Raw genomic sequence first — 22,376 nt, 5'->3', positions numbered from 1 at the left:
GATCAGGGCCCGCGCTCTATCGCGGTGAGCATCACCCCGATCACGCGCAGATACAGGCGCTTCAGAGTCGGCTTGAGGCCGCGCTGGCGCCCTTCGCCGAGAAAGTGATCTTCGGTGAATGCGCGCCAGTTGGCGCGAGATACCGAATTCCAGGTAATAGCCAGCGACGGCGACAGGGTGCGCGTGAAATGCCACCAGCCGCTCGGGACAAACACCGTGTCGCCAGCATTGACGCGGAAACGGATCGGCGTCGCATTGGCGAAACGCGGGAAGCGGGCAAGGTCCACGGGATCGAAGCAATCGATGCGCGACACCTGCCTACGGTCTTCGCGCGGGTACAGATTCTCGGCCTCGCCGGGCGGAAACACCGTGAATTCCTTGTCTCCCTGTAGCTGGGTGATGAACGCGTGCAGGTGATGCAAGTCGTAATGCAGAACCGGGAAGAACGTGCCCGGCCCCGAGATGAGCAGTTCCGGCGGCCCGGCCTCGTTGCGGTACGCGTCCCCCAGCGGCACTAGCCGGCTCTGCGTACGGTTGCGCGGCTGCCCCGGAATCGGACTCAGCTCGGGCAACACCTCAGGCAGCACCTTGGCCAGGTAGCACTCGCGCAGATAGCGGCAGGGCCGTTCCGGGGTCGCTGCGAGCACCTCGTCAATGAAGGGTCCGAGCGCCACCATGCTCCCGTCCACGCGCACCTGGAACCGCGGGAATCGGTCACGCAAGTACGGCAGCGTCCAGGTCTTGAATGCCGGCCAATCCGCGCACAATCCGGGCACGACCACCGGGCGCAGCGGCCACTGGTACTCCCGCTCTATGTCTTCGTAGCGCAAACCTTCACGACGTTCGACGACAATCGCTGGCATAAAGTCTCCTCGTCATTTTTACCGCGACTCGCCTTGATTAGCGTGCCACCGGCCTGCGGAGCCGAAGGGCGCGCGTGCTTGCTATGAAGGTGTCCTCATGCCGTCGGGCCGGCAACTGCGATCAATCGCAGCCAGCGCTGCGCGGCGCCGTCGCGGTAGTCGGTCTGGTGCAGGATCGAGAATCCAGCATCGCGCAACAGCGCGGGATACGGATGGGAGAACGACTGCTCTATGCCGTAGGTTCGTGATCGGGTGTCGGCCTCGAGATCGTGATCCGGGCTCAGCGGCTCGACCAGCGCGATGATCGCCGGTCGCAGCGTGCCGTAAATGTGCGCAAACAACTCGCGCAATCGTTCCGGAGAAAAGTACTCGTACACGCCGCCGTTAGTCAGGTAGACGCATCCGGGCTTGCCGCTGACTCGCAGCCAGCCGAGCGCATCGTTGCAAGCGTAGGAAATGCGCGGGTCGATCGTCGCTGCGCGCGCTATCGCGAGCAGCCCCGCGCTTAGATCGACGCCGATCCCGGCCGCGAAAGGGCCGGTGCGAAGGAAATGCTGCAGAACCTCGCCACGTCCACAGCCGAACTCGACGAGAGATTCGATGCCGTGCACCATCGCCGCAGCGCAAACCTCGTCGACTACGTCCACATGATGCATCAGGAATTCGCCGCTGTGGCGATTCTCATGGTGGCCGTAATGCAGCACGCCTTCGCGGCTTTGCCAGAACCGCCGGTGAATCGGCTGCAGCATGGCCAACCGCCCGGAACGCGCGCCAACCCAGCCGAGCGCAGCGAGCATCCAGCGACCTGATCGACCGAGGGTAGCGAAGTCGTCAATGTCTCCCGCCAAAAGGCGCGACCTTCGTGCCGGGCACAGCGCGAGCAGGCTCAGCCCCATGCACAGCACGAGACCGCGTTTGAATGGCGACGACGGCAGGGCAAACGGAAACCAGTCCCGCCCACCAGCGTTGACCCCCGGACGATCCGCTTCGACGGCCGCTTCTCGCATCAACTTTCCCCAGCGCGACACGCCACGCTCGGCGCGTCACCCGCGATAACGATCCTACCTGTTTGTTCCGGGCGTAAACCAGCCGCCGCCCAGCGCGCGATACAGCTCCACCGAGGCCAGCCGCGCATTGAGCCGCGCCGCGGCCAGCGCCAGCTTGGCATTGAACAGGTCGCGGTCGGCGTTGATGACGTCGAAGTAGGACGAGTAGCCCCCCTTGTAGCGCGCGGTGGCGATCTCTTCGGCGCGCTGCTGGGCTGCCACCAGTTGCTGTTGCGCGCGCTCGATCTCGCCCAGCTTGTGGCGCGCCACAAGCGCATCGGCGACCTCGCGAAAGCCGTTGCGTACCGCCTTCTCGTAGGCGGCCAGGGCCTCGGCCTTGCGCGCATCGGCGAGATCGACGCGATACCCGTTGCGGTCGGCATCCAGCAGCGGCTGCAGCAGCCCGACGCCCAGCGACCAGGTCTCGGCGCCGCTGCTGAACAGGTCGGTCATCGCGGCGCTGAGCGAGCCGAAGCTGCCGGTCAGCGACAGGGTGGGAAACAGCGCCGCCTTGGCGCTGCCGATGCGGGCATTGGCCGCCACCAGCGCCTGCTCGGCCTGCAGGACGTCTGGGCGCCGCTCCAGCAGGCGGCTCGGCAACCCGGGCGGCACCGGCGGATTCATCGCGGCGGTGGTCTGCAGGTCGGGCGGCTCGAACGCGCCGGGGTTGCGCCCCAGCAGCAGCGACAGCGCGTGGCCGGTCTGCGCCAGCTGGCGTTCGAATTCGGGAATGCTGACGCGGGCCTGCGCCAGCTGCGCCTCGGCAGTGGCCACGTCCAGCCCGCTGACCACGCCGCGCTCGAACTGGGCGCGGGTGAGTTCCAGAAACTGCTCGCGCGTGACCGCGGTGGCGCGCGTGACCGCGAGCTGTTCGTCGAGGCTGGCCAGGCTGAACCAGGCGGTGGCGACCTGCGCCACCAGGCTCACCTGCACGCCGCGTTGTGCGTGCTCGGCCGCCAGCAGCTCGGCCTGAGCGGCCTCGTTCTCACGTCGCAGGCGGCCCCACAAGTCCAGTTCCCAGGACAGGCCCAGGCCCGCCGATTCGGTGGTACGCAGGCGCTCGCCACTGCCGATGGCGTCCACGCTGAGCTGTTCGCGCTCGACTCCGGCTTCGGCGGATATCTGCGGCAACAGCGTCAACCGCGTCGACCCTCGCAACGCCCGCGCCTGCTCGACGCGCGCCACCGCCATGCGCAGATCGAGATTGCGCGTCAGCGCCTCGGCGATCAGGGCCTGCAGCGTCGGGTCGCGGTACAACCCCCACCACGCCAGATCACGGTCCGAACCCGGCGCATCGAGCGCCGCGGCGCTGGGATAAGCGGCCGGAATCTCCAGCGGCGGCCGCGCGTAGTCCGGGCCCAGCGCACAGGCCGATAACAAAAGCCCGGTCAGGGCCGGCGCCAGCGTCCTCACAGGTTCGCCTGCGGCAGCGGCCGCCGTCCACGCCAGCGATCGACCGTGCCCTGCAGCAGCACGTAGAAAACCGGCACCAGGAAGATGCCGATCAAGGTTGCGCCGAGCATGCCGAACACCACCGTGGTGCCCAGCACCTGGCGCGCCGCGGCGCCGGCGCCACCGGCCAGCACCAGCGGCGTGGTGCCGAGAATGAACGCAAACGAGGTCATCAGAATCGGCCGCAGGCGCTGACGCGCACCGGTCACCGCCGCCTCGGCCAGCGGCACGCCACGCTCGTAGGCCAGCTTGGCGAATTCCACGATCAGGATGGAGTTCTTCGCAGCCAGGCCGATCAACATCACCAAGCCGATCTGCGCGTAGACGTCGTTGGCCATGCCGCGTGCGGTCAGCGCGGCAAAGGCGCCCAGCACGGCAAAGGGAATGCCGAGCATGACCGAAAACGGCACCAGCCAGCTCTCGTAGAGTGCCGCCAGCACCAGGAACACGAACACCAGACTGCCGGCGAAGATGTAGACCGATTGCCCGGCCGCCTTGCGTTCCTGGTAACTGACGCCGCTCCAGGTATGTTGGTAGCCCTCGGGCAGTTCGTCGCCGACTCTGTCCATCGCCGCCATCGCCTCGGCCGAGCTGTAGCCGGCCTGGGCACTGCCGTTGATGGTCACCGCGCGAAAGATGTTGAAACGCTCGATGTAGTCGGGCGTTATCCGCGAGCGGATCGATACCAGCGTCGACAGCGGAACCATGTCGCCGGCCGCCGAGCGCACGTAAAGCTGGTTGACCGCGTCGGGCGCGGCGCGCGCGGCGCCATCGGCCTGGGCGGTGACGCGGTAGGTGCGGCCGTAGAGATTGAAGTCGTTGATGTAGCTGCCGCCGAGAAAGGTCTGCAGCGACGAAAAGATGTCGGAGATCGGAATCCCCAGCGTCTTGGCGTGTTCGCGATCGATCACGTACTCGATCTGCGGCGTGCTGGCATTGAACTGGGTAAATACGCGCGTCAGCTCCGGCTGCCGGTTGGCGGTGCCGATCAGAGCGTTGATGTTGCCGGTGAACTGGTCCAGCGTGCCGCCGCCACGGTCCTGCAGCACGAACTCGAAGCCGCCGCCGGTGCCGATGCCCGGAATCGACGGCGGATTGAGCACCAGGAAGTTGGCGCCCTCGATGCCGCGAGTGGCCTCCACGACCTGTTGCAGGATGCGCGCCGCGCTCCGGTCGTCGCCGCGTTCGTCCCACGGCGCAAGGCTGATGAAGGAAAAGGCGGACGCCGGATTGGTGATGCCGGCAAAGATGCTGAAGCCGACAATCTCCACCGCGTCGACGACGCCGGGGATCGCATGCACTTTGCGGTCGAACTCCAGCACCACCTCGTCGGTGCGCTGAAACGAGGCGCCCGGCGGCAATGAGATCGCCACCAGCAGATAGCCCTGGTCCTCCTCCGGCAGAAAACCGCTGGGACGCGACAGCACCAGCCAGGCAGCGACCACGGTCAACACGCCGAATATGCCCAGTGCCACCCCGCTGCGGCGGACGGCGCGCTGCACGGTTTCGCTGTAGCCCTGCGTGGCGCGCGCGAAGCCGCGGTTGAACAGCCCGAAGAAGCGTCCGATCGGTCCCGGTGCCCCCCCTTCGGCACCGGGTCTGAGCAGCAGCGCGCACAGCGCCGGAGTGAAGGTCAGCGCCACCAGGCAGGAGATCATCACCGACACCGACAGGGTCAGCGCGAACTGGCGGTAGAACTGCCCGGTCAAGCCCGGCAGGAACGCGGCGGGAATGAACACCGCCGACAGCACCAGGGCGATCGCCACCACCGGACCGCCGACCTCGGCCATCGCCTCGCGCGTGGCCTCGCGCGCCGACTTGCCGGTGGCATCCATCTTGGCGGTCACCGCCTCCACCACGACGATGGCATCGTCCACCACCAGCCCGATCGCCAGCACCATCGCGAACAAGGTCAGCGTGTTGATGGAAAAGTCCAGCATCACGAAAGCGGTAAAGGCGCCGATGATGGAGATCGGCACCGCCAGCATCGGGATCAGGGTGGCGCGCCAGCTCTGCAGAAAGAGGAACACCACCGCCAGCACCAGCAGGGACGCCTCGAACAGCGTCTCCACCACGCTGTCGAGCGACTGCTCCACGAACTGCGTGGTGTCGAACGGGATCGAATACTCGATGCCGTCAGGGAAACTACGCTCCAGCTCCGCCATCGCCTGGCGGATGCCCTCGCGCACCTCCAGCGCGTTGGCGTCCGGCAGCTGATAGATGCCGATGCCGGCCGAGGCCTCGCCGTTGAGACGGTTGGTGCGCGTGTAGTCGGTGGCGGCGAGTTCCACCCGCGCGATGTCCTTGATCCGCACCAGACTACCGTCGCTGCGTGCGCGCACCACCACGTTCTCGTATTCCTCGACGTCGGCCAGACGCCCGCGTACGTACACCGCGTACTGTTTCTCCTGCCCCTCCGGCGCCGGCTCGGCACCGATGGTGCCGGCCGGTGCCACCACGTTCTGCTCCTGCAGCACCGCGCTGACGTCCTGGGTGGTGACGCCGAGCTGGGCCATGCGTTCGGGGTTGAGCCAGATGCGCATGCCGTAATCGCGCGCACCGAACACCGTCACCTGCCCGACCCCCGGCACGCGCGCCAGCGCGTCGACCACGTTGAGCGTGGCGTAATTGCTCAGGTACAGAAAATCCAGCGCCGGGTCGCTGGCGGTGATCGCCACCAGCAGCAGGATCTGCGGCTGACGCTTGTTGACGCTGACGCCCTGGCGCACCACTTCCTGCGGCAACTGGCGCTGTGCGATGGCGACGCGGTTCTGCACCTGAACCGCGGCGATGTCCTGGTCGGTGCCGATGTCGAAGGTCACGGTGAGCGAGTACGAGCCGTCGTTGCCGCTCTTGCTGCTCATGTAGAGCATGTTCTCGACGCCGTTGACCTGCTGCTCGATCGGCGCCGCCACCGACTGCTCGACGGTGACGGCATCGGCGCCGGGGAACGTGGTGGTGACCACGATCGACGGCGGCACGATCTGCGGGAAGCGCGCCACCGGCAACTGCGTCAGCGAAACGACGCCGGCCAGCGTGATGATGATGGACAGGACCGCGGCAAAGATCGGCCGGTCGATGAAGAAGTTGACCATGCCGGCCTCAGGACTCCGTCGCTGCTTCGCCGCTGGCGGCGTCGGGCGCCACCACCGTCACCGGCGCACCGGGACGCAGCTTCTGCATGCCCTCGATCACCACCCGCTCGCCGCGCTCCAGGCCCTCCTGCACGAGCCACTCGGTGCCGATGCGCGCGCCCATGGTGACGTTGCGCGGCTGCGCGATGTCGTCGTCGCCGATCACCCATACGCTGGTGCGGCCCTGCACCTCCTGCACCGCGCGCTGCGGCAGCAGCAGCGCATCCTTCACCTGCTCGGTCTGCACCAGCACACGGGCGAACTGGCCGCTCACCAGCAGGCCGTCGGAGTTGGGCACGGACAGCCGGATCGGCAGGGTGCCGGTGTCGGCATCGACCGCGGCATCGACGAAATCCACGTGCGCCGGGTGGGGATATTCGGATCCGTCGGACAACTGCAGACGGAACACCCGCTCGCGGTCGGGTTTCTCGCGGGTGATGCCGTAGAGCCGGCCCAGTTCCAGCATGCGCTGCTCGCTGATGCTGAAGTTCACGAACATCGGATCGGTCGCATACACCGTCGTCAGCAGCGAGGTATATGCCGTCACCAGGCCTCCTACGCGCAGTTGCGCGCGACCCATCACGCCGTCGATCGGCGAGGTGACGCGGGTGTATTCCAGATCCAGCTCGGCGGTGCGCACCGCGGCCTGTGCCGCGTCCACGGCCGCCGCACCGGCCTGCTCGCGCGCCCGCACGGCGTCGTACTCCTGACGGCTGACCGCATTGAGTTCCAGCAGCGGCTCCACCCGTGCCAGGTCGCGCTCGGCCTGCACCTGGCTGGCGCGGGCCTGGGCCACCGCCGCACGGGCCTGCGCCAGGGCCTCCAGATAGGGTTGCGAATCGATCTCGAACAGCAGTTGTCCGCGCCGCACGCGCGCGCCTTCTTCGGCCGCCAGCTTTTCCAGCAGGCCACCGACCCGTGGACGGATTTCCACCGTGCTGGAAGCCTCCACCCGGGCGACGTAGCCGGTTTCGACCGCCGCCGGCTGCGGCCGCAGTTCCAGGACGCGCACTTCCGGCGGCGGCGGCTCGGGAGGCGGTGGCTGCGAGCACGCGGCCATCCCGGCCGCCAGCATCGCACCGACCGCGGCGGAGCAGGCACGCAGACGCAACATGGTGGGGTCCCCGGAGAGCAATATTTGTCGGACAATAATTAGCATGCTAGCTTTTCGTCAAGCAGTTGCTTTTTACTATCGTCCCACCCCCACTCCGTCCCTTGCGCACGTGAACCAGCCCTCCCAAGCGCCGGATTTCCGCTTCGTCAGCCTGCTGCGCGAGTCGTATTGGCTGCTGCGCGAAGTGATCGACGCGCGGCTGGAGCCGCTGGGCCTGTCGCAGGCACGCTGGCGCCCGCTGCTGTGCCTGCACTTGAATGGCGGCCCCATGACCCAGGTCGAACTGGCACGCATGCTGTCGGTGGAATCGCCGACGGTGGTACGCCTGCTCGACCGCCTCGGCGAATGCGGTTGGATCGTCCGCCGTGCCTGTCCGCAAGACCGCCGGGCCTATCACGTGGAACTAACCCCGCGCGCGCGGCGTCTGTGCGTCCAGGTCGACCGCATCGTGTCCGAAATCCGGATCCAGGGTCTGACCGGCATCTCAGCCCGCGACCTGGCGGTGGCGATCTCGGTACTCGAACGTGCGCGCGACGGCTACGCGCAAATGGCCCGGCAGGAACTGCCGGGGTCCGCCCGCAAACGCGGCCGCAAGCCGCCCGTTACACGCCGCACAGCCGCCAACGGAAAAGCGCGCGCCATCGAATAGAATTGCAGGATCACGCCACATGACTGGCCCGGATCGTCCCCCAATGAACCTACGCATGCGCCGCGCCGCCGGCGTCTTGCTTGCGCTGCTGATGCTGCCTTGTGGCCAGCTCCTGGCAATCGATTTCGAGTATGTGGCCAAGCGGGCCCAGGACTTGTCCGAACGGCCATACGTGGCGCCGCCGGACACCGCGCTGCCGCGGGAGCTGATCGAGCTGGAACCGAGGCAGTACCGCGACATCCGCTTCAAGCCGGAGCGCGCGATCTGGGCCCAGCGCGGGCTGCCGTTCGAGCTGCAGCTGATCCACCCCGGCCAGCACTATCGCAAGCCGGTGCGCATTCATCTGCTGACCGCCGACGGGGTCGCCCCGGTGGCGTTTCGCGCCGAGGATTTCGACTACGGCAAACGCAACGGACAGCTCGATCCCGGTCGCTATGGCGACATCGGCTTCGCCGGCTTTCGCGTCCGTCACCTCGGCAAGGGCGCGCAAGACGGCCGCGAGGTCATGAGTTTCCTCGGCGCCAGCTATTTCCGCGCGCTCGGCGCCGGACAGCAGTATGGACTTTCGGCGCGCGGTCTGGCGGTGGACACCGGACTGCTGTCGGGCGAGGAATTCCCCTACTTCACCGAGTTCTGGATCGCCTGGCCGCGCGCCGAGGACCGCCACCTGACGGTATACGGCCTGCTGGATTCGCGGCGCATGGCAGGGGCCTATCGTTTCGTGCTGCGTCCCGGGATCACCACCACGGTGGAGGTGACCAGCCGCGTCTACCTGCGTGAGGGCGTCACCAAACTGGGCTTGGCGCCGCTGACCAGCATGTTCCATTTCGGCGAAAACCAGCGGTCCGTCAGCGAGGATTATCGGCCCGAGGTCCACAAGTCCGACGGCCTGATGGTGCATACCGGCAACGACGAATGGGTGTGGCGGCCGCTGATCAACCCCCGTCGCCTGATCGTGACCTCGTTCGCCACCCGCAATCCCAAGGGGTACGGGCTGATGCAGCGCGACCGGGACTGGAACAACTACCAGGACCTGAACCAGCGCTACGACCTGCGTCCCAGCGCCTGGGTGGAGCCGCGCGGGGCCTGGGGGCCCGGTCGCGTCGAACTGGTCAGCATCCCCACCCCCGACGAGTTCAACGACAACATCGTCGCCTACTGGGTGCCGGAAACGCCACCCCCGGTGGGCCCGGGCCTGGACTACAACTACCGCCTGTCGTGGCAGATGGAGGAGGAAATCCGTCCGCCCGGCGGCTGGGTGGTGCAGTCGCGGCGCAGCCGCGGCTGGGTAAGCCAGGCGGACGAATCCCTGCGCATGGTGGTGGACTTCGACGGCCCGCGGCTGCGCGAACTTCCACCGGACGCCAAGCTGTTGGGCGCGATCTGGCTCAACGAAAACGGCGCATTGATGGAACGCGAAGTGATTCGCAACGAGGTCAACGGACAATGGCGGCTGAGTTTCCGTTTTCACCGCCTGAACGCCGCCGAGCCGGTGGAGATTCGCGCTTTCCTGAAGAACGACGAGGACGTGCTGACCGAAACCTGGAGCTATCTGCTGGCACCGTGATGGCCGCCGCACCGCCGCACCGACCGGAAATCCCGTTGCGGATGGGGTGTTCGTGTGGCTTGCTCCGCCGGTACGTCGGCCTAAAACTCGACCTATAAGTCCGACCAACCTGGACCCATGCAGAGTTTCGACACCGCCGCTCCGCCCGCCAACACGCCCCCCGATCCGCCGGTGCGAGCGATCGACTATCTGGCGCGGCTGCCGCTGGACGAGGAACAGCGCCGGACACTTGCCTGCGAAACGGCAGACCTGGGTCCGGAGCAAGGTTTCGAGCACATCCACCGGGTCCTGGCCAACCGTGGCGACACCCCGGCGGCAGACGGCCTGTGCTCGGTGCAGCCGCGTCTGCGCAGACACTGGGCACAGCGTCACCAGCGCGGCGATGCGGGCCTGGAACTGGCCTTGCAGGAGGATGTGCACGGACATTCCCGGCTGGTCACCATGCCGCCGCTGGCGCGCGCGTCGATGACGCCAGTGCCATGGAACACCAACGTGCTGGGCCGCTGGGTCAAGGCGTTGCGCACGCGCTGGTTCGGCCAGCGCGGTCGGTTGGCCAGTCGTCATCCGGATTCGAAGGACCAGCCCGACCAGCCCGAGCGCGAGGTGCACTGGCTGGCCGCGTCACGGCTGCGCCGGTTGTTCCTGGTCTCGCTGGTGCTGGGTCAGACCTGGCTGGCCTCCTACTTCATGACGGCGATCCTGCCCTACCACGGCAACCACTGGCTGGAGATGATCATCCTGGCCATCTATGCGGTGCTGTTCGCCTGGGTCGGTACCGGTTTCTGGACGGCCTTGATGGGATTCTGGGTGCTGGTGCGCGGTCGCGACCGGTTCTCCATCAGCGCCACCGCCGCACCGGATCTGCTGATTCCGGTCGGGGCCCGCACCGGCATCCTGGTGCCGATCTGCAACGAGGATGTCGGCCGCGTGTTTGCGGGCATCCGCGCCACCTACGACTCGCTGGCACGCACCGGCAGCCTGGATCGCTTCGCGTTCTTCATCCTGTCGGACAGCAGCGAGGCCGACACCCGCGTGGCCGAACTGGAGGCCTGGCTGCAGCTGTGTCGCGAGGTCAACGGCTTTGGCCACATCTTCTACCGTCGGCGCACCAACCGTATCCGGCGCAAGTCGGGCAATGTCGCCGACTGGTGCCGACGCTGGGGCAGCCTGTATCGCTACATGATCGTGCTCGATGCCGACAGCGTGATGAGCGGCGCCTGCCTCAAACGCCTGGTGCAGCTGATGGAGGCCAACCCGAAGGCAGGCATCATCCAGACCGCGCCGCGCGCCGCCGGACGCGAAACGCTGTACGCCCGCATCCAGCAGATGGCCACGCGCGTCTACGGACCGCTGTTCACCGCGGGCCTGCATTACTGGCAGCTCGGCGAGAGTCACTACTGGGGACATAACGCCATCCTCAGGGTGGCGCCGTTCATGCGCCACTGCGCGCTGGGCAAGATTTCCGGGAGCGGCCCGCTGGCAGGCGAGATTCTGTCCCACGACTTCGTGGAGGCCGCGTTGATGCGGGCCAAGGGCTGGAGTGTATGGATCGCCTACGACCTGCCCGGATCGTTCGAGGAAATGCCGCCCTCGCTGCTCGACGAACTCAAGCGCGACCGCCGCTGGTGCCAGGGCAATCTGCAGAATTTCCAGCTGTTCACCGCGCAGGGACTGCATCCGGCCCACCGCGCGGTGTTCATGACCGGCGTGATGGCCTACCTGTCGGCGCCCCTGTGGTTTCTGTTCCTGGTGCTGTCGACCGCACTGCTGGCGATCAACGTACTGGCCGAACCGGTGTATTTCCACGAACCCAATCAATTGTTCCCGCTATGGCCCCAATGGCATCCGGAATGGGCCATCCGGCTGTTCGGCGCCACCGCCACGCTGCTGTTCCTGCCGAAGCTGCTGGCCGCACTGCTGCTGCTGATCCGGCCAGCCGAGCTGCGCGGTTTCGGTGGCCCGCTGCGCATGCTCGTCAGCGTGTTTCTAGAGACCGCGTTCTCGGCCTTGCTGGCGCCGATCCGCATGCTGTTTCACACCAAGTTCGTCGCCGGTGCGCTGCTCGGCTGGAAGCTGGTGTGGAAATCGCCGCCGCGCGGAGACACCGAGACCGGCTGGGGCGAGGCCTTGTCCAAACATGGCGGCGGCACTGCGGTCGGCGTGGTGTGGGCGGCGGGCGTGTACTGGCTGCAGCCCGATTTCCTGTGGTGGCTGGCGCCGGTGGTCGGCAGCCTGATGCTGGCGATCCCGCTGTCGGTGTGGTCGTCGCGGGTGAGTCTGGGACGGCGCTTCCGTCAGGCGCGCCTGTTCCTGATCCCGGAGGAATCGATGCCGCCGCGCGAACTGCGCTGGCTGTGGACCGCGGTGAAGAAGCAGAAACCGCTGCCGGGATTTCGCGAGGCGGTGGTGGACCCGGTGGTCCATGCATTGGTATCGGCTCACGGCATCCCGCGACCGCGCCGGCCGCAGGCTCTGATCGAGCAGCGCCAGCAGTTGCTGGACCGCGCGCTGCACGAAGGCCCCGCCAGCCTGTCCGAAGCCTCCCGCAATATCGTGCTGGGCGATCCGCTGCTGCTGAGTCAGCTGCACCGTCGCGTATGGACCGCCAACGCCGCGCACCCCGACTGGCGGGCGCCCTGCGGACCGGCGTGATCCGGACCCGCTCGCGGCTCGGCGCAAATCCAAGGTCCGCGCGCCGGACCGCGACGATGAAGCCGCTGCGATCGACGCTGCGGTCTCCGTAAAACCGCAGGCCTTGCGGGTGTCGGTTTGTTCGCGTGCGCTCATCCCCTGCGTTTTTTGATGTCGCGCATCGGGTCGGCAGTGTCACGCAACCGTCACCGCGACTTCATTTTGCTTCCACGCGCGTTTCATAGATTGGCGGGAGTCGAAATGGAGAAAACACGATGTCGGTCTTCATCGAGAAGTCCACCGTACTCGCCGATACCCCCTTCGCGGCGGCACCGCGATTCGCCGTTGCCTTTGCCCGCACCGCCGAAGAGATTCTGGAAACGCAGCAGTTGCGCTATCGCATCTTCGCCGGCGAACTGGGCGCCGAGATCGATGGTGGCGAACACGGGGCGGACCGCGATCAGTACGATCCTTGGTGCGAGCATCTGACCGTCCGCGATACCGACAGCGGCCGCATCGTGGCCTGCACGCGCCTGCTCACGGATGCCATGGCGCCCAACGCCGGCGGCTTCTATTCGTCGGGGGAATTCGACCTCGCCATGGTCGATTCGCTGCCCGGCAGGGTGATGGAGATCGGTCGCACTTGCGTGGATCGCGATTACCGCAGCGGCGCGGTCATCGCGGTGCTGTGGCAGGGCATCGCCGCGTACATCACCCAGCACGGCTACGACTATCTGTTCGGCTGCGCCAGCATCGGGCTGGAGGACGGCGGAGCGCAGGCACATGCGATCCTGCAGCAGATCAAGGGACGCTACATGGCGCCCGATTACCACCGCGTGCGTCCGTACTATCCGCTGCCAGCGGCAGACGGCCGTACGGCGGAAAAAGTCAGGATGCCGCCGCTGCTCAAGGCCTATCTGAGCCTGGGCGCAAAAGCCTGCGGCGAGGCCTACTGGGACCGCGAGTTCAACTGTGCCGACGTCTTCATGCTGCTCAATGTCAGCGACCTGAATCCGCGCTACGCCCGCCACTTCCTGGACCGTGCCCCCAGCGTGGAAGCCACTGCCGGCCACGCCTGAGCAACGGCGTCGATGATGTCGCTACCGCAGCGGCACCGCCCTGCCGCGCAGACCTTCGCCGTCAATGCGGCGACCTCCTTGCATGGCCATCTCCGATTCGCGTGGCGTGCGGCCCTGTTGTGCGTGCACGTGGCGTACGGACTGCTGCTGGCGCTGGCGATACGCCTGAATGCCGCGCAACGTGTGCGGGCGGAGCGCCTGGCGCAGCAGTGGTCGACGCGGCTGTTGCGCATCCTCGGCCTGCGTCTGCGCGTGCACGGCGTGCCGATCGATGGGGGCGGCCTGATCGTCGCCAATCACGTGTCCTGGCTCGACATCCCGGTGCTGTCGGCCTGCCTGCCGATCCGCTTCGTATCCAAATCCGAGGTGCGCCAGTGGCCGGTCGCCGGCTGGCTGGCCGATGCCGCCGGCACCTTCTACATCCGTCGCGGCAAGGGCGGCTCGCGGCCGCTGCTGAATCGCATGGCGCCCTATCTGGGCGGCGGCGGCGTGGCGGTCGTGTTTCCCGAAGGCACCACCACCACCGGCCAGGAGGTGCTGAGCTTTCATCCGCGCCTGTTCGCCGCGGCGATCGAGTCGCGCACGTCGGTGCAGGCCGTGGCACTGCGCTACGGTCGCGGTGATCGGGGTGCGGAGCTGGCACCTTTTGTCGGCGATGACGATCTGGTCTCGCACCTGCTGCGGCTGTTGCGAAACGCCTCCGGCCTGAGTGTGGAGCTGCATTTCTGTCCCCGCGTGGCGGCGGCCGACCGCTCCCGCGAAGAGCTGGCCCTGCAGGCACACGCGGCGGTAAGCCAGGTTTTGGACCCGGCACCCAACCGCGCAGCCCTGGGAACGGCCGGTCCCTGACTGCTATGAGTCATTGACCTGCGTGGCCCGCGCGCCGCGCGCGACCGCGTCGACGCGGCGTAAAATACGCAGCATGAATACACCCCCACCCCTTGCGCCCGCACCCGTTGTCGCCGGCGTCAAGCTGCGCGGCGCCGAGAAGATGGCGCGCATCCCGGTCAAGTTCGAAGCCACCACCCAGATGCCGCGCAAGCCTTCGTGGATTCGCGCGCGGCTGGGTCATTCCGCCGAGGTGGACCGCATCAAGTCCATCCTGCGCGAGCAGAACCTGCACACGGTGTGCGAAGAAGCCAGTTGCCCCAACCTGAGCGAATGCTTCGGCAAGGGCACGGCCACTTTCATGATCATGGGCGACATCTGCACGCGGCGCTGCCCGTTCTGCGATGTCGCCCACGGCCGTCCCAATGCGCTGGACACCGATGAGCCGCGCAAGCTGGCGATGACCATCGCCGCGCTCAAGCTGCGCTACGTGGTGATCACCAGTGTGGATCGCGACGATCTCAAGGACGGCGGCGCGGCGCATTTCGCAGGCTGCATCCGGGAGTCGCGTGCGGCCTCGCCCACGCTCAAGATCGAAGTGCTGGTGCCGGATTTTCGCGGCCGCATGGACCCCGCGCTGGCGATCTTCAAGGACACGCCGCCGGATGTGTTCAACCACAACCTGGAAACCGTGCCGCGGCTGTACCGGCGCGCACGGCCCGGCTCGGATTACGACTGGTCGCTGGACCTGCTGCAGCGCTTCAAGGCGCTGCATCCCGCAGTGCCGACCAAGTCCGGCCTGATGCTGGGCCTGGGCGAAACCATCGAAGAGATCGAGCAGGTCATGCACGATCTGCGCGCGCATCAGGTCGACATGCTCACCTTGGGCCAGTACCTGCAGCCGTCGAAGAATCATCTGCCGGTGGAACGCTTCGTTCATCCCGACGAGTTCGAGCGACTGCGCATGGTGGGCGAGCAGATGGGTTTTGCGCACGTGGCCAGCGGTCCGATGGTGCGGTCGAGCTACCACGCCGACGTGCAGGCACACGAGCTGGTGGGCGACCGGAACGCGCAATGAAAACGCTCGCGCTGCTCGCGGCCGCGGCGATCGCCGGCATCAGCGGCCTGGCCCGTGCTGCCGAGATCTCCGAGTGCGCCAGGATCGATGACGACATCGTGCGTCTGTTCTGCTACGACCGTGCCGCCGGCCGGCCGATGCCGGCCGCGGCACAGACCGATCCAGATTCTGCCGAGCCCCCGTCGGACGCGGCGAAACCCGAGCCGCAAGCCGCAAGCGGACCTGACGATACGGCCGCGACCGGCGTCATCGGACCGACTCGGCCCGAAGCCGGAATCGAAGTGGAAGCGGCGCCCGACCTGCCGCCGAAGGACCCGATCGACGCCGATGCCGGTGCCGGTTCCAAGGGGGCGACGGCGGCTGACCGTCCCGCCGAGCGCGTCGATGCCCGCATCGTCGGCGCGTTCCAGGGCTGGTCGCCGGGCACGCGCTTCATTCTGGACAATGGCCAAGTGTGGGAAGCGGTGGGCGCCAGTACGCACTATTCGAAGTCCGACGCGCCGGCCGTGACGATCCGTCGCGACTTTCTCGGCCAGTACCTGATGTCGGTGGAAGGCGTGAAGTCCAAAGCGCTGGTGCGACCGGTGGAGCCCTGAAATCCGCAATTGCGGATCGCTCAGCGCACCAGCTCCACCCGCAGCTCGCGGCGGTCGGCGCGGCCGCGCTCGTCGATGGCGCTGATGCGGTAGACGCCCGGTCCCTGCGGCACCCAGCCCAGCGCCACCCCGGGCGCGGATTGGCCGACGAAGGCATCGTCGACGAACCAATACAGCTTGCGCACGTCGCCCTCGGCATGGGCGTTGAATGCCAGACGCTCGGAACCCAGCCGAGCCTCGCGTACCGGATAGCTCACGCCCGCCAGCGGCGACACGATCTGCGGCGGCGCGCCGGCCGCAGCATCGTCGGCGCAATCGCCAGCGGCAGGCGGCGGTCGCCGCGGAATGCCAGCCTGCGCGAACAGGCGCATCAGGTCGGACGACCAGAATTCATGCAACTCCCAGCGCACATCCGCCGGGTCGAAGGGCGGACAGGCGCGGCGGCCGCTGCGCCGATCCACTGCCACCCGGCGATGCACCTGCGACAGGCGGATCGGCGATGTGCCGGGGATGAACCACGTCGTCACCCGCTGCGGACAGTCCACGTTGGGTAGATCGCCGGACGCGGCGCAGACCTCGACACTGGCCAGATCGGACGGCTGCGTCGGCGCCGGCTCCACGTAGCCGGGCAGCGCACGCACGGCGTCGACCATGCGGAAGAACAGCGGCGTGGCAGCGCGCACACCCACGAAGGCGGGATTGGAGCGACCGTCGAACTCGCCGACCCAGACCGCCAGCACATAGGGCCCGAACACGCCCGCGGTCCAGGCATCGCGATAGCCCCAGGAGGTGCCGGTCTTCCAGGCTACACGGCCGCCGCCGCCCACACCCTGGATCACGAGGTCGTCCGGCCGCGGATTCTGCCGCAGCATGTCCAGCAGCATGAAGCTCGCGGCCGGCGACAACAGCGGCGCGCCGTCGGCAGATTCGGCGTCGCCCTGAAGGTAACGCAGGGCACGCAGGCGACCGCGATTGGGCAGCAGCGCGTACAGGCGCAGCATTTCCGCCATGGTCACCTCGCCACCGCCCAGCACCAGAGCCAGACCGTAGTGCTCGGCCGAGGCCAGCCGGGCCACGCCACCGGCGCGCAGAAAGCCGTGAAACCCAGGCGGCTGCAGCCGCGAGGCGAGTGTGACCGCCGGCACGTTGCGCGAGCGGATCAGCGCTTGGGTGGCGTCGATCGGCCCCACGAAAGCGCCGTCGAAATTCTCCGGCGAGTAAGGGCCAAACGCAGTCGGAGCGTCCTTGAGGACCGAACGCGGATGGATCAGACCCTGGTCAATGGCCAACCCATAGATGAAAGGCTTGAGCGCCGAACCCGGCGAGCGTTTGGCCAGGGTGCCGTCGACCTGTCCATGCAGGTCGGGATCGAAGAACGCCGCCGAGCCCAGCACCGCGCGCACGCTCATGTCGCGCCAGTCGACCAGCATGGCCGACGCATTGCGCAGACCCTGGCGGCGCAGGCGTGCAAGGTAATCGCGCATCTCGCGTTCGAGCGTACGCTGCAGGCCCAGGTCCAGCGTGCTGCGGATTTCGCGCGCCGCGCCGGCCTGGGCCAGCAGGCGCGTGCTCAGATGCGGCGCGTGGAACGGCAGGTCCGCCACCCGCCCGTAGCGCAGCGGCAGCGCGACAAGACCGCGTTCGCGCTCGTCGCCGGGCCGGGTCTGCACCCAGCGTTCGAACAGGCGGCGACGCGCGGCACGCAGGTTGGACGGCTCGTCGCGCGACGGCGCGCGGGCGCCGGGCGCCTGCGGGATCAGCACCAGACTCAGCGCCTCGGGCAAACTCAGGTCGGCCGCGGACTTGCCGAAATAGATGCGCGCCGCGGTGCCCACGCCCTGAACGTTGCCGCCGTAAGGCAGGAGGTTCAGATGCGCCTCCAGCAGCTCGTGCTTGGAGTAGCGCGCTTCCAGCCACAGCGCGTGCGCGATCTGGCCCAGCTTGCCGGGGATGCTGCGCGTATCCAGCCCGTAATACAGGCGCGCCAGCTGCATACTCAGCGTGGAGCCGCCCTGCCGCGCACCGCCGCTGGCCAGGGCCCAGGTTGCGCGCAGCAGCGCCGCCGGATCGACTCCGGGGTGAAGATAGAAGTGCTGGTCCTCGTGCAGCAGCAGCGCGTCGAGCAGGATCGGCGACACCTGCTCCAGATCCGCCCACAAGCGATATTGCTGGTCCGGCGCCAGGGTCAGCCGCAGCAGCCGGCCGTGAACGTCGAACAGCGCACGCGACTGCCCGATGCGCTCAGCCAGCGGCGGCCTTGGCCAGTAGCGCACTGCGACCAGCAGCAGCGCGACCAGCAGCAGACCCAACGCAAAACGCCGCCCGATCCCGAACAGGAGCGCGCGGCGTTTCGAAGCAACCGGGGTCGCCGCCCGCGGATCGGCGGCCGGCACGGCGAGGACTCAGACCGAGAACGAGGATCCGCAGCCGCAGGTGGTGGAGGCGTTGGGATTGCGGATCACGAATTGCGCGCCTTCCACGCTTTCCTTGTAGTCGATCTCGGCGCCGGCAAGGTATTGCATGCTCATCGGGTCCACCACCAAGCGCACGCCGTGATTTTCCACCTGGACGTCGTCCTCTTCGGCGGCATCGTCGAACTTGAAACCGTACTGGAATCCCGAGCAGCCGCCGCCGCTGATGAACACGCGCAGCACCTGCTGGGGATTTTCTTCCTCGTCCAGCAGCTCGCGCACCTTGCGTGCAGCCGAATCGGTGAACAGGACGGGGGTTTCGGTAAGGGTTTCAGCTTCCATGGGACTAAACCTTCAATGAATCGTTCAGGACGCGATGACCTTGGGCCGGCGCAGGTCATGAATGGCGCCACTGGCACTGGCAGCTTCCCCGCGCGGCTCGCCGATGGCGGACGGCGCACGATCGCCGGAGGGATCATGCACCATCTGACCGTTGACCTCCGCTCCGGGTTGCACTTCCAGCACGCTGTAATACACGTTGCCGGTCACCCGTGCGCGCGCGGCCAGCGTCATCTTCTCGCTGGCGTAGACGTTGCCGGACACCGTACCGTTGACCGTCAGAATGGGGACGCTGATGTCGCCTTCAACTGCGCCCTGCTCGCTGATCGACAGCGAGGCCGGCTCGCCGACGGTTGCAATCACCTTGCCGCGGATGCGGCCATCCACGTGCAGGCCGCCGGAAAACAGCACATCGCCGCGGATTTCGGTCAGTTCGCCCACCAGGGTGTTGACCGCAGTGGCCTTCTTGCGCCCGGAGGCGTCGCCGCTGCCGAACATGCTCATCGCCTTTACTCCTCGCCGGCTTCCACCAGCCGCGACCAATCGTAGGGTTCCTTGACCACGCCGCCCTTGGGGCCGTCGTTGTCCAGGGACAGGGTAACGGTTACTCGCGACGGCAGGAAACCTTCGGGCAGCCTCATCCGGCCGCCGAACTCCTGGAATGCGCGAAACGAGAACTTGCGGACGTCCTTGTCCGCCTCGCCGACCTGCAGCTGGTCCAGCCGATAGGTCTCCAGGGTGCCGTCATCCAGGCCTTCGACCGCAAAGTCGTAGGTGCCGCTGGCGGTGCGATCGCGCTGCAGGGGCTGCACCAGGATCAGGTCGTAGCGCCAGATCCGCGCGCCGTCCTCGGGTCTGAGTTTGAGTTGCAGCACGCGAATCCCGGTGCTGGCCTGCTCCGGCGACAGGATGTTGCGGTACAGCGCCAGTTGTTCGCGCAACTCGGCGTTCTGGGATTCCATGCTGGCCACGGTGTCGCGCAGCGCCTCGCAGGCCTGTGCGTCGATCTCGCAGGAGCGCGCCGCAAAAGTGCTCTGTCCGCGCAGATCGTCGAGCTCGTTGCGGGCCGCCCGCAGATCGCGGACCAGCCGCTTGCGCTCGTCGCGCAATTGCACGATCTCGCTGTCCGGATCGCGAAACCAGGTGGAGTTGGGATCGGTGGCCTGGTGATAGATCACGTAGCCGATCACCACCACCGCCACCGCGGCCAGCGCCCACAGCAGCAGGGCCTGCCGCGAGCGCTGGCCGCGGACGACGACGTGATGACGCTTCACCGGGCCGCCATCATGGCGCCAGCGGCGGCGATTCCAGTCCCTGCGATTCGGGGAAGCCGAACATCAGGTTGAAGCACTGCAACGCCTGCCCGGAGGCGCCCTTGATCAGGTTGTCGATCACCGACAGCACGATCAGGGTCTTGCGATCCGGCGCACGGTGCAGCGCGATGCGGCAGACATTCGAGCCGCGCACGCTGCGCGTTTCCGGATGCTCGCCGGTCGGCAGGATATCGATGAACGGCTCGCCCTGGTAACGCTGCTCGAACAGATTCTGGAAGTCGTAGTCCGGATCCTTGGGCCGCACGTAGATCGTCGCGTGGATACCGCGGCTCATCGGCACCAGATGCGGGACGAAGGTCAGTCCCACCGGTTGCTCCGCGTACAACGCGAGTTGCTGCTCGATTTCCGGCTGGTGCCGATGTCCGGACACACCGTAGGCCTTGAAGCTGTCGGTCGCCTCGCAATACAACGACCCGATCCTGGCCTCGCGCCCCGCGCCACTGACGCCGGACTTGCAGTCGGCGACGATGCCGTTCAGTTCGATCAGGCCCATCTCCAGCAGCGGCATCAGCGCCAGTTGAACGGCGGTGGGATAACAGCCGGGACTCGCCACCAAACGGGCGTTGGCGACCGCAAAGCGCTCCCATTCCGGCAGGCCGTAGACCGCTTCCTGCAGCAGGTCGAACGCCGTATGCGGCTGCTTATACCAGCGCTGGAAGACGTCGCGATCCTTGAGGCGAAAGTCGGCCGACAGGTCCACGATGCGCACGCCGCGCTCGATCAGTTGCGGCGCCATCTGCATGCAGGTGCCGTGCGGTGTGGCGAAAAAGACCGCGTCGCACCGGGCCAGCCGCTCGATGTCGGGCGACTCGAACACGGCGTCGCTGCTGCCGCGCAGAAACGGGAAAAGCTGGTCGGCGCGTTTACCGGATTCCTGACGCGAGGTCAGCACTTCGACATGCGCGGCCCGATGCTGGGCCAGCAAACGCAGCAGCTCGGCGCCGGTGTAGCCGGTGCCGCCGACGATTCCAACCTTGATCATGAGCATTGCACGCTGGGAAAGACGACTATTCTAGCGACCCGCCTGTTCATTCATACGCGCCGCCATGCTGCTTTGGATCAAGGCCCTCCACGTCGTCTTCATGGTGACCTGGTTCGCCGGGCTGTTCTACCTGCCGCGCCTGTTCGTCTATCACACCCAGGTTGCCGCCACCGGCCCGGAGCATGAGCGCATGTGCACGATGGAGCGCAAGCTCTACGCGATCATGACGGTCGGCATGGTGCTGACCTGGGCATTCGGAATCTGGCTGCTGACCTTGCTGCCGGGCTACATGGCGCAGGGCTGGATGCATGCCAAGCTGGCGCTGGTGGTGGCGCTATCGGGGTATCACGGTTGGCTCAAGCTGCACCTGCGCCGTTTCGCCGCCGGCACCAACACCCGCAACCACGTATTCTGGCGCTGGGCCAACGAGGCGCCGGTGCTGGCGTTGTTCGGCGCAGTGATCCTGGTGATCGTCAAGCCGTTCTGAGGGCGCAACCGTTACGGCCGATACCCCCGCGTTCATCGGCGCGCCGGTCAATCCGAGCCGAAGATCACCATCCGTAGGGCGGCCCGTGGCCGCCAACGCGCTTGATCGATGGCCCCGACGGCGGGCGCGGCCCGCCCTACGCGGACCCGGGGCGCCGGCCCACCGGCAGCGACTCTGCAAGCGCCTCAGGCGCTGCCTTCAATCTCGCCGGTGGCGGTCTGCACGTAGTTCTGCAGGCCCATGCGCTCGATCAGGCCCAGCTGCTCTTCGATGAAATCGATGTGCTCTTCCTCGCTTTCCTGGATCTCGACCAGAAGTTCGCGAGTCACGTAATCCCGCACCGATTCGCAATGGGTGATGGCGTCGCGGTACATCGGATGCGCCTCCATCTCCAGTTTGAGGTCGCATTCCAGGACTTCCTTGACGTCCTCGCCGATATAGAGCTTGCCCAGGTCCTGCAGGTTGGGCAGACCTTCCAGAAACAGGATCCGCTTGACCAGCTGGTCGGCGTGCTTCATCTCGTCGATGGATTCGGCGTACTCGTGCTTGCCAAGCTTCTTCAAGCCCCAGTTGTCCAGCATCCGCGCATGCAGAAAGTACTGGTTGATGGCTGTCAGCTCGCTCTTAAGCGCCTGATTGAGGTATTCGAGCACCTTGGGATCGCCGCGCATGGGAATTCTCCGTGAGACCGGCGCGCAGTGTACCTGCCGGCGCCCACCGAGTCCATCGCAACTATTTGAGCCAAAAGACTTTTTAACTGATTTTGCGTGCGATTCTCAGGCGCAT

The 22,376-nt window shown here is 67.0% G+C and carries 19 protein-coding genes; 8 read left to right on the top strand and 11 right to left on the bottom strand.

The features are described from left to right. Positions 1-2: 2 nt before the first annotated feature. The 5 genes from ACOOHP_RS19565 to ACOOHP_RS19545 form a co-directional block, all read right to left on the bottom strand. Complete coding sequence (locus tag ACOOHP_RS19565; RefSeq protein ID WP_420468153.1) at positions 3-863, bottom strand: cupin-like domain-containing protein; 861 nt, start codon at positions 861-863, stop codon at positions 3-5. A gap of 95 nt (positions 864-958) precedes the next feature. After that, a complete protein-coding gene (locus ACOOHP_RS19560; RefSeq protein ID WP_420468152.1) occupies positions 959-1,891 on the bottom strand; it encodes a class I SAM-dependent methyltransferase in 933 nt (310 codons plus the stop codon). Between the two features lie 33 nt (positions 1,892-1,924). Beyond that, the gene (locus ACOOHP_RS19555; RefSeq protein ID WP_420468151.1) at positions 1,925-3,322 is read right to left on the bottom strand and encodes an efflux transporter outer membrane subunit; all 1,398 of its coding nucleotides are present in this window, start codon (positions 3,320-3,322) and stop codon (positions 1,925-1,927) included. Continuing rightward, on the bottom strand, positions 3,319-6,456 hold the full coding sequence (locus ACOOHP_RS19550; protein WP_420468150.1) for an efflux RND transporter permease subunit: 3,138 nt from the start codon (positions 6,454-6,456) through the stop codon (positions 3,319-3,321). The genes ACOOHP_RS19555 and ACOOHP_RS19550 overlap by 4 nt, the downstream gene beginning before the upstream one ends. Positions 6,457-6,463: 7 nt before the next feature. Beyond that, positions 6,464-7,609, bottom strand: coding sequence for an efflux RND transporter periplasmic adaptor subunit (locus ACOOHP_RS19545; RefSeq protein ID WP_420468149.1), 1,146 nt, complete (start codon positions 7,607-7,609; stop codon positions 6,464-6,466). Between the two features lie 109 nt (positions 7,610-7,718). On the opposite strand from ACOOHP_RS19545, the gene ACOOHP_RS19540 reads away from it, so the two are divergent. The 7 genes from ACOOHP_RS19540 (at position 7,719) to ACOOHP_RS19510 (ending at position 16,037) form a co-directional block, all read left to right on the top strand. After that, entirely contained in the window at positions 7,719-8,258 is a 540-nt protein-coding gene (locus ACOOHP_RS19540; RefSeq protein ID WP_420468148.1) for a MarR family winged helix-turn-helix transcriptional regulator, read from the top strand. A 43-nt stretch (positions 8,259-8,301) separates the two neighbouring features. Then, the gene (locus ACOOHP_RS19535) at positions 8,302-9,825 is read left to right on the top strand and encodes a glucan biosynthesis protein G (RefSeq protein WP_420468147.1); all 1,524 of its coding nucleotides are present in this window, start codon (positions 8,302-8,304) and stop codon (positions 9,823-9,825) included. A gap of 117 nt (positions 9,826-9,942) precedes the next feature. Next, positions 9,943-12,477, top strand: coding sequence for a glucans biosynthesis glucosyltransferase MdoH (gene mdoH, locus ACOOHP_RS19530; protein WP_420468146.1), 2,535 nt, complete (start codon positions 9,943-9,945; stop codon positions 12,475-12,477). 254 nt (positions 12,478-12,731) lie between these two features. Beyond that, a complete protein-coding gene (locus tag ACOOHP_RS19525; RefSeq protein WP_420468145.1) occupies positions 12,732-13,535 on the top strand; it encodes a GNAT family N-acetyltransferase in 804 nt (267 codons plus the stop codon). A gap of 12 nt (positions 13,536-13,547) precedes the next feature. Continuing rightward, positions 13,548-14,384: a lysophospholipid acyltransferase family protein gene (locus ACOOHP_RS19520; protein ID WP_420468144.1), complete on the top strand. Its 837-nt coding sequence runs from the start codon at positions 13,548-13,550 to the stop codon at positions 14,382-14,384. 73 nt (positions 14,385-14,457) lie between these two features. Beyond that, positions 14,458-15,441: a lipoyl synthase gene (lipA, locus tag ACOOHP_RS19515; RefSeq protein WP_420468143.1), complete on the top strand. Its 984-nt coding sequence runs from the start codon at positions 14,458-14,460 to the stop codon at positions 15,439-15,441. After that, entirely contained in the window at positions 15,438-16,037 is a 600-nt protein-coding gene (locus tag ACOOHP_RS19510; protein WP_420468142.1) for a hypothetical protein, read from the top strand. Before lipA ends, ACOOHP_RS19510 begins: the two co-directional genes overlap by 4 nt. Positions 16,038-16,057: 20 nt before the next feature. On the opposite strand, the gene pbpC is transcribed toward ACOOHP_RS19510, so the two are convergent. From pbpC to argC, 5 genes are all read right to left on the bottom strand, one after another. Further along, a complete protein-coding gene (pbpC, locus tag ACOOHP_RS19505) occupies positions 16,058-18,346 on the bottom strand; it encodes a penicillin-binding protein 1C (RefSeq protein WP_420468141.1) in 2,289 nt (762 codons plus the stop codon). A gap of 93 nt (positions 18,347-18,439) precedes the next feature. Continuing rightward, positions 18,440-18,790, bottom strand: a complete 351-nt coding sequence (gene erpA / locus ACOOHP_RS19500) for an iron-sulfur cluster insertion protein ErpA (RefSeq protein WP_420468140.1) — start codon at positions 18,788-18,790, stop codon at positions 18,440-18,442. A gap of 24 nt (positions 18,791-18,814) precedes the next feature. Then, positions 18,815-19,291 (bottom strand): bactofilin family protein, encoded by a 477-nt coding sequence (locus ACOOHP_RS19495; protein ID WP_420468139.1) that lies wholly within the window; start codon positions 19,289-19,291, stop codon positions 18,815-18,817. Between the two features lie 5 nt (positions 19,292-19,296). Then, positions 19,297-20,061 carry a DUF6776 family protein gene (locus tag ACOOHP_RS19490; protein ID WP_420468138.1) on the bottom strand — a complete coding sequence of 255 codons (765 nt, stop codon included), beginning with the start codon at positions 20,059-20,061 and terminating at the stop codon, positions 19,297-19,299. Positions 20,062-20,071: 10 nt separating this feature from the next. Continuing rightward, a complete protein-coding gene (gene argC / locus ACOOHP_RS19485) occupies positions 20,072-21,103 on the bottom strand; it encodes an N-acetyl-gamma-glutamyl-phosphate reductase (protein WP_420468137.1) in 1,032 nt (343 codons plus the stop codon). A gap of 64 nt (positions 21,104-21,167) precedes the next feature. Between argC and ACOOHP_RS19480 the strand changes: the two genes are divergently transcribed. Then, entirely contained in the window at positions 21,168-21,590 is a 423-nt protein-coding gene (locus ACOOHP_RS19480) for a CopD family protein (RefSeq protein ID WP_420468136.1), read from the top strand. 185 nt (positions 21,591-21,775) lie between these two features. On the opposite strand, the gene bfr is transcribed toward ACOOHP_RS19480, so the two are convergent. Continuing rightward, a complete protein-coding gene (gene bfr, locus ACOOHP_RS19475) occupies positions 21,776-22,261 on the bottom strand; it encodes a bacterioferritin (protein ID WP_420468135.1) in 486 nt (161 codons plus the stop codon). Between the last annotated feature and the right edge of the window lie 115 nt (positions 22,262-22,376).

Source organism: Panacagrimonas sp. (assembly GCF_965216805.1).
In the GTDB taxonomy this organism is placed as follows: domain Bacteria; phylum Pseudomonadota; class Gammaproteobacteria; order Nevskiales; family Nevskiaceae; genus Panacagrimonas.
Note: the sequence above shows the minus strand (reverse complement) of the source record. Positions and strands in the feature narration are given on the sequence as shown.

What these genes read in the sequence shown, in the direction of transcription:
- ACOOHP_RS19520 (WP_420468144.1), top strand. Translation starts at nt 13,548, where the DNA reads ATGATGTCGCTACCGCAGCGGCACCGCCCTGCCGCGCAGACCTTCGCC.
- mdoH (WP_420468146.1), top strand. Translation starts at nt 9,943, where the DNA reads ATGCAGAGTTTCGACACCGCCGCTCCGCCCGCCAACACGCCCCCCGAT.
- bfr (WP_420468135.1), bottom strand. Translation starts at nt 22,261, where the DNA reads ATGCGCGGCGATCCCAAGGTGCTCGAATACCTCAATCAGGCGCTTAAG.
- ACOOHP_RS19565 (WP_420468153.1), bottom strand. Translation starts at nt 863, where the DNA reads ATGCCAGCGATTGTCGTCGAACGTCGTGAAGGTTTGCGCTACGAAGAC.
- ACOOHP_RS19550 (WP_420468150.1), bottom strand. Translation starts at nt 6,456, where the DNA reads ATGGTCAACTTCTTCATCGACCGGCCGATCTTTGCCGCGGTCCTGTCC.
- ACOOHP_RS19480 (WP_420468136.1), top strand. Translation starts at nt 21,168, where the DNA reads ATGCTGCTTTGGATCAAGGCCCTCCACGTCGTCTTCATGGTGACCTGG.
- ACOOHP_RS19510 (WP_420468142.1), top strand. Translation starts at nt 15,438, where the DNA reads ATGAAAACGCTCGCGCTGCTCGCGGCCGCGGCGATCGCCGGCATCAGC.
- ACOOHP_RS19545 (WP_420468149.1), bottom strand. Translation starts at nt 7,609, where the DNA reads ATGTTGCGTCTGCGTGCCTGCTCCGCCGCGGTCGGTGCGATGCTGGCG.
- lipA (WP_420468143.1), top strand. Translation starts at nt 14,458, where the DNA reads ATGAATACACCCCCACCCCTTGCGCCCGCACCCGTTGTCGCCGGCGTC.
- ACOOHP_RS19495 (WP_420468139.1), bottom strand. Translation starts at nt 19,291, where the DNA reads ATGAGCATGTTCGGCAGCGGCGACGCCTCCGGGCGCAAGAAGGCCACT.
- ACOOHP_RS19535 (WP_420468147.1), top strand. Translation starts at nt 8,302, where the DNA reads ATGAACCTACGCATGCGCCGCGCCGCCGGCGTCTTGCTTGCGCTGCTG.
- erpA (WP_420468140.1), bottom strand. Translation starts at nt 18,790, where the DNA reads ATGGAAGCTGAAACCCTTACCGAAACCCCCGTCCTGTTCACCGATTCG.
- ACOOHP_RS19525 (WP_420468145.1), top strand. Translation starts at nt 12,732, where the DNA reads ATGTCGGTCTTCATCGAGAAGTCCACCGTACTCGCCGATACCCCCTTC.
- argC (WP_420468137.1), bottom strand. Translation starts at nt 21,103, where the DNA reads ATGATCAAGGTTGGAATCGTCGGCGGCACCGGCTACACCGGCGCCGAG.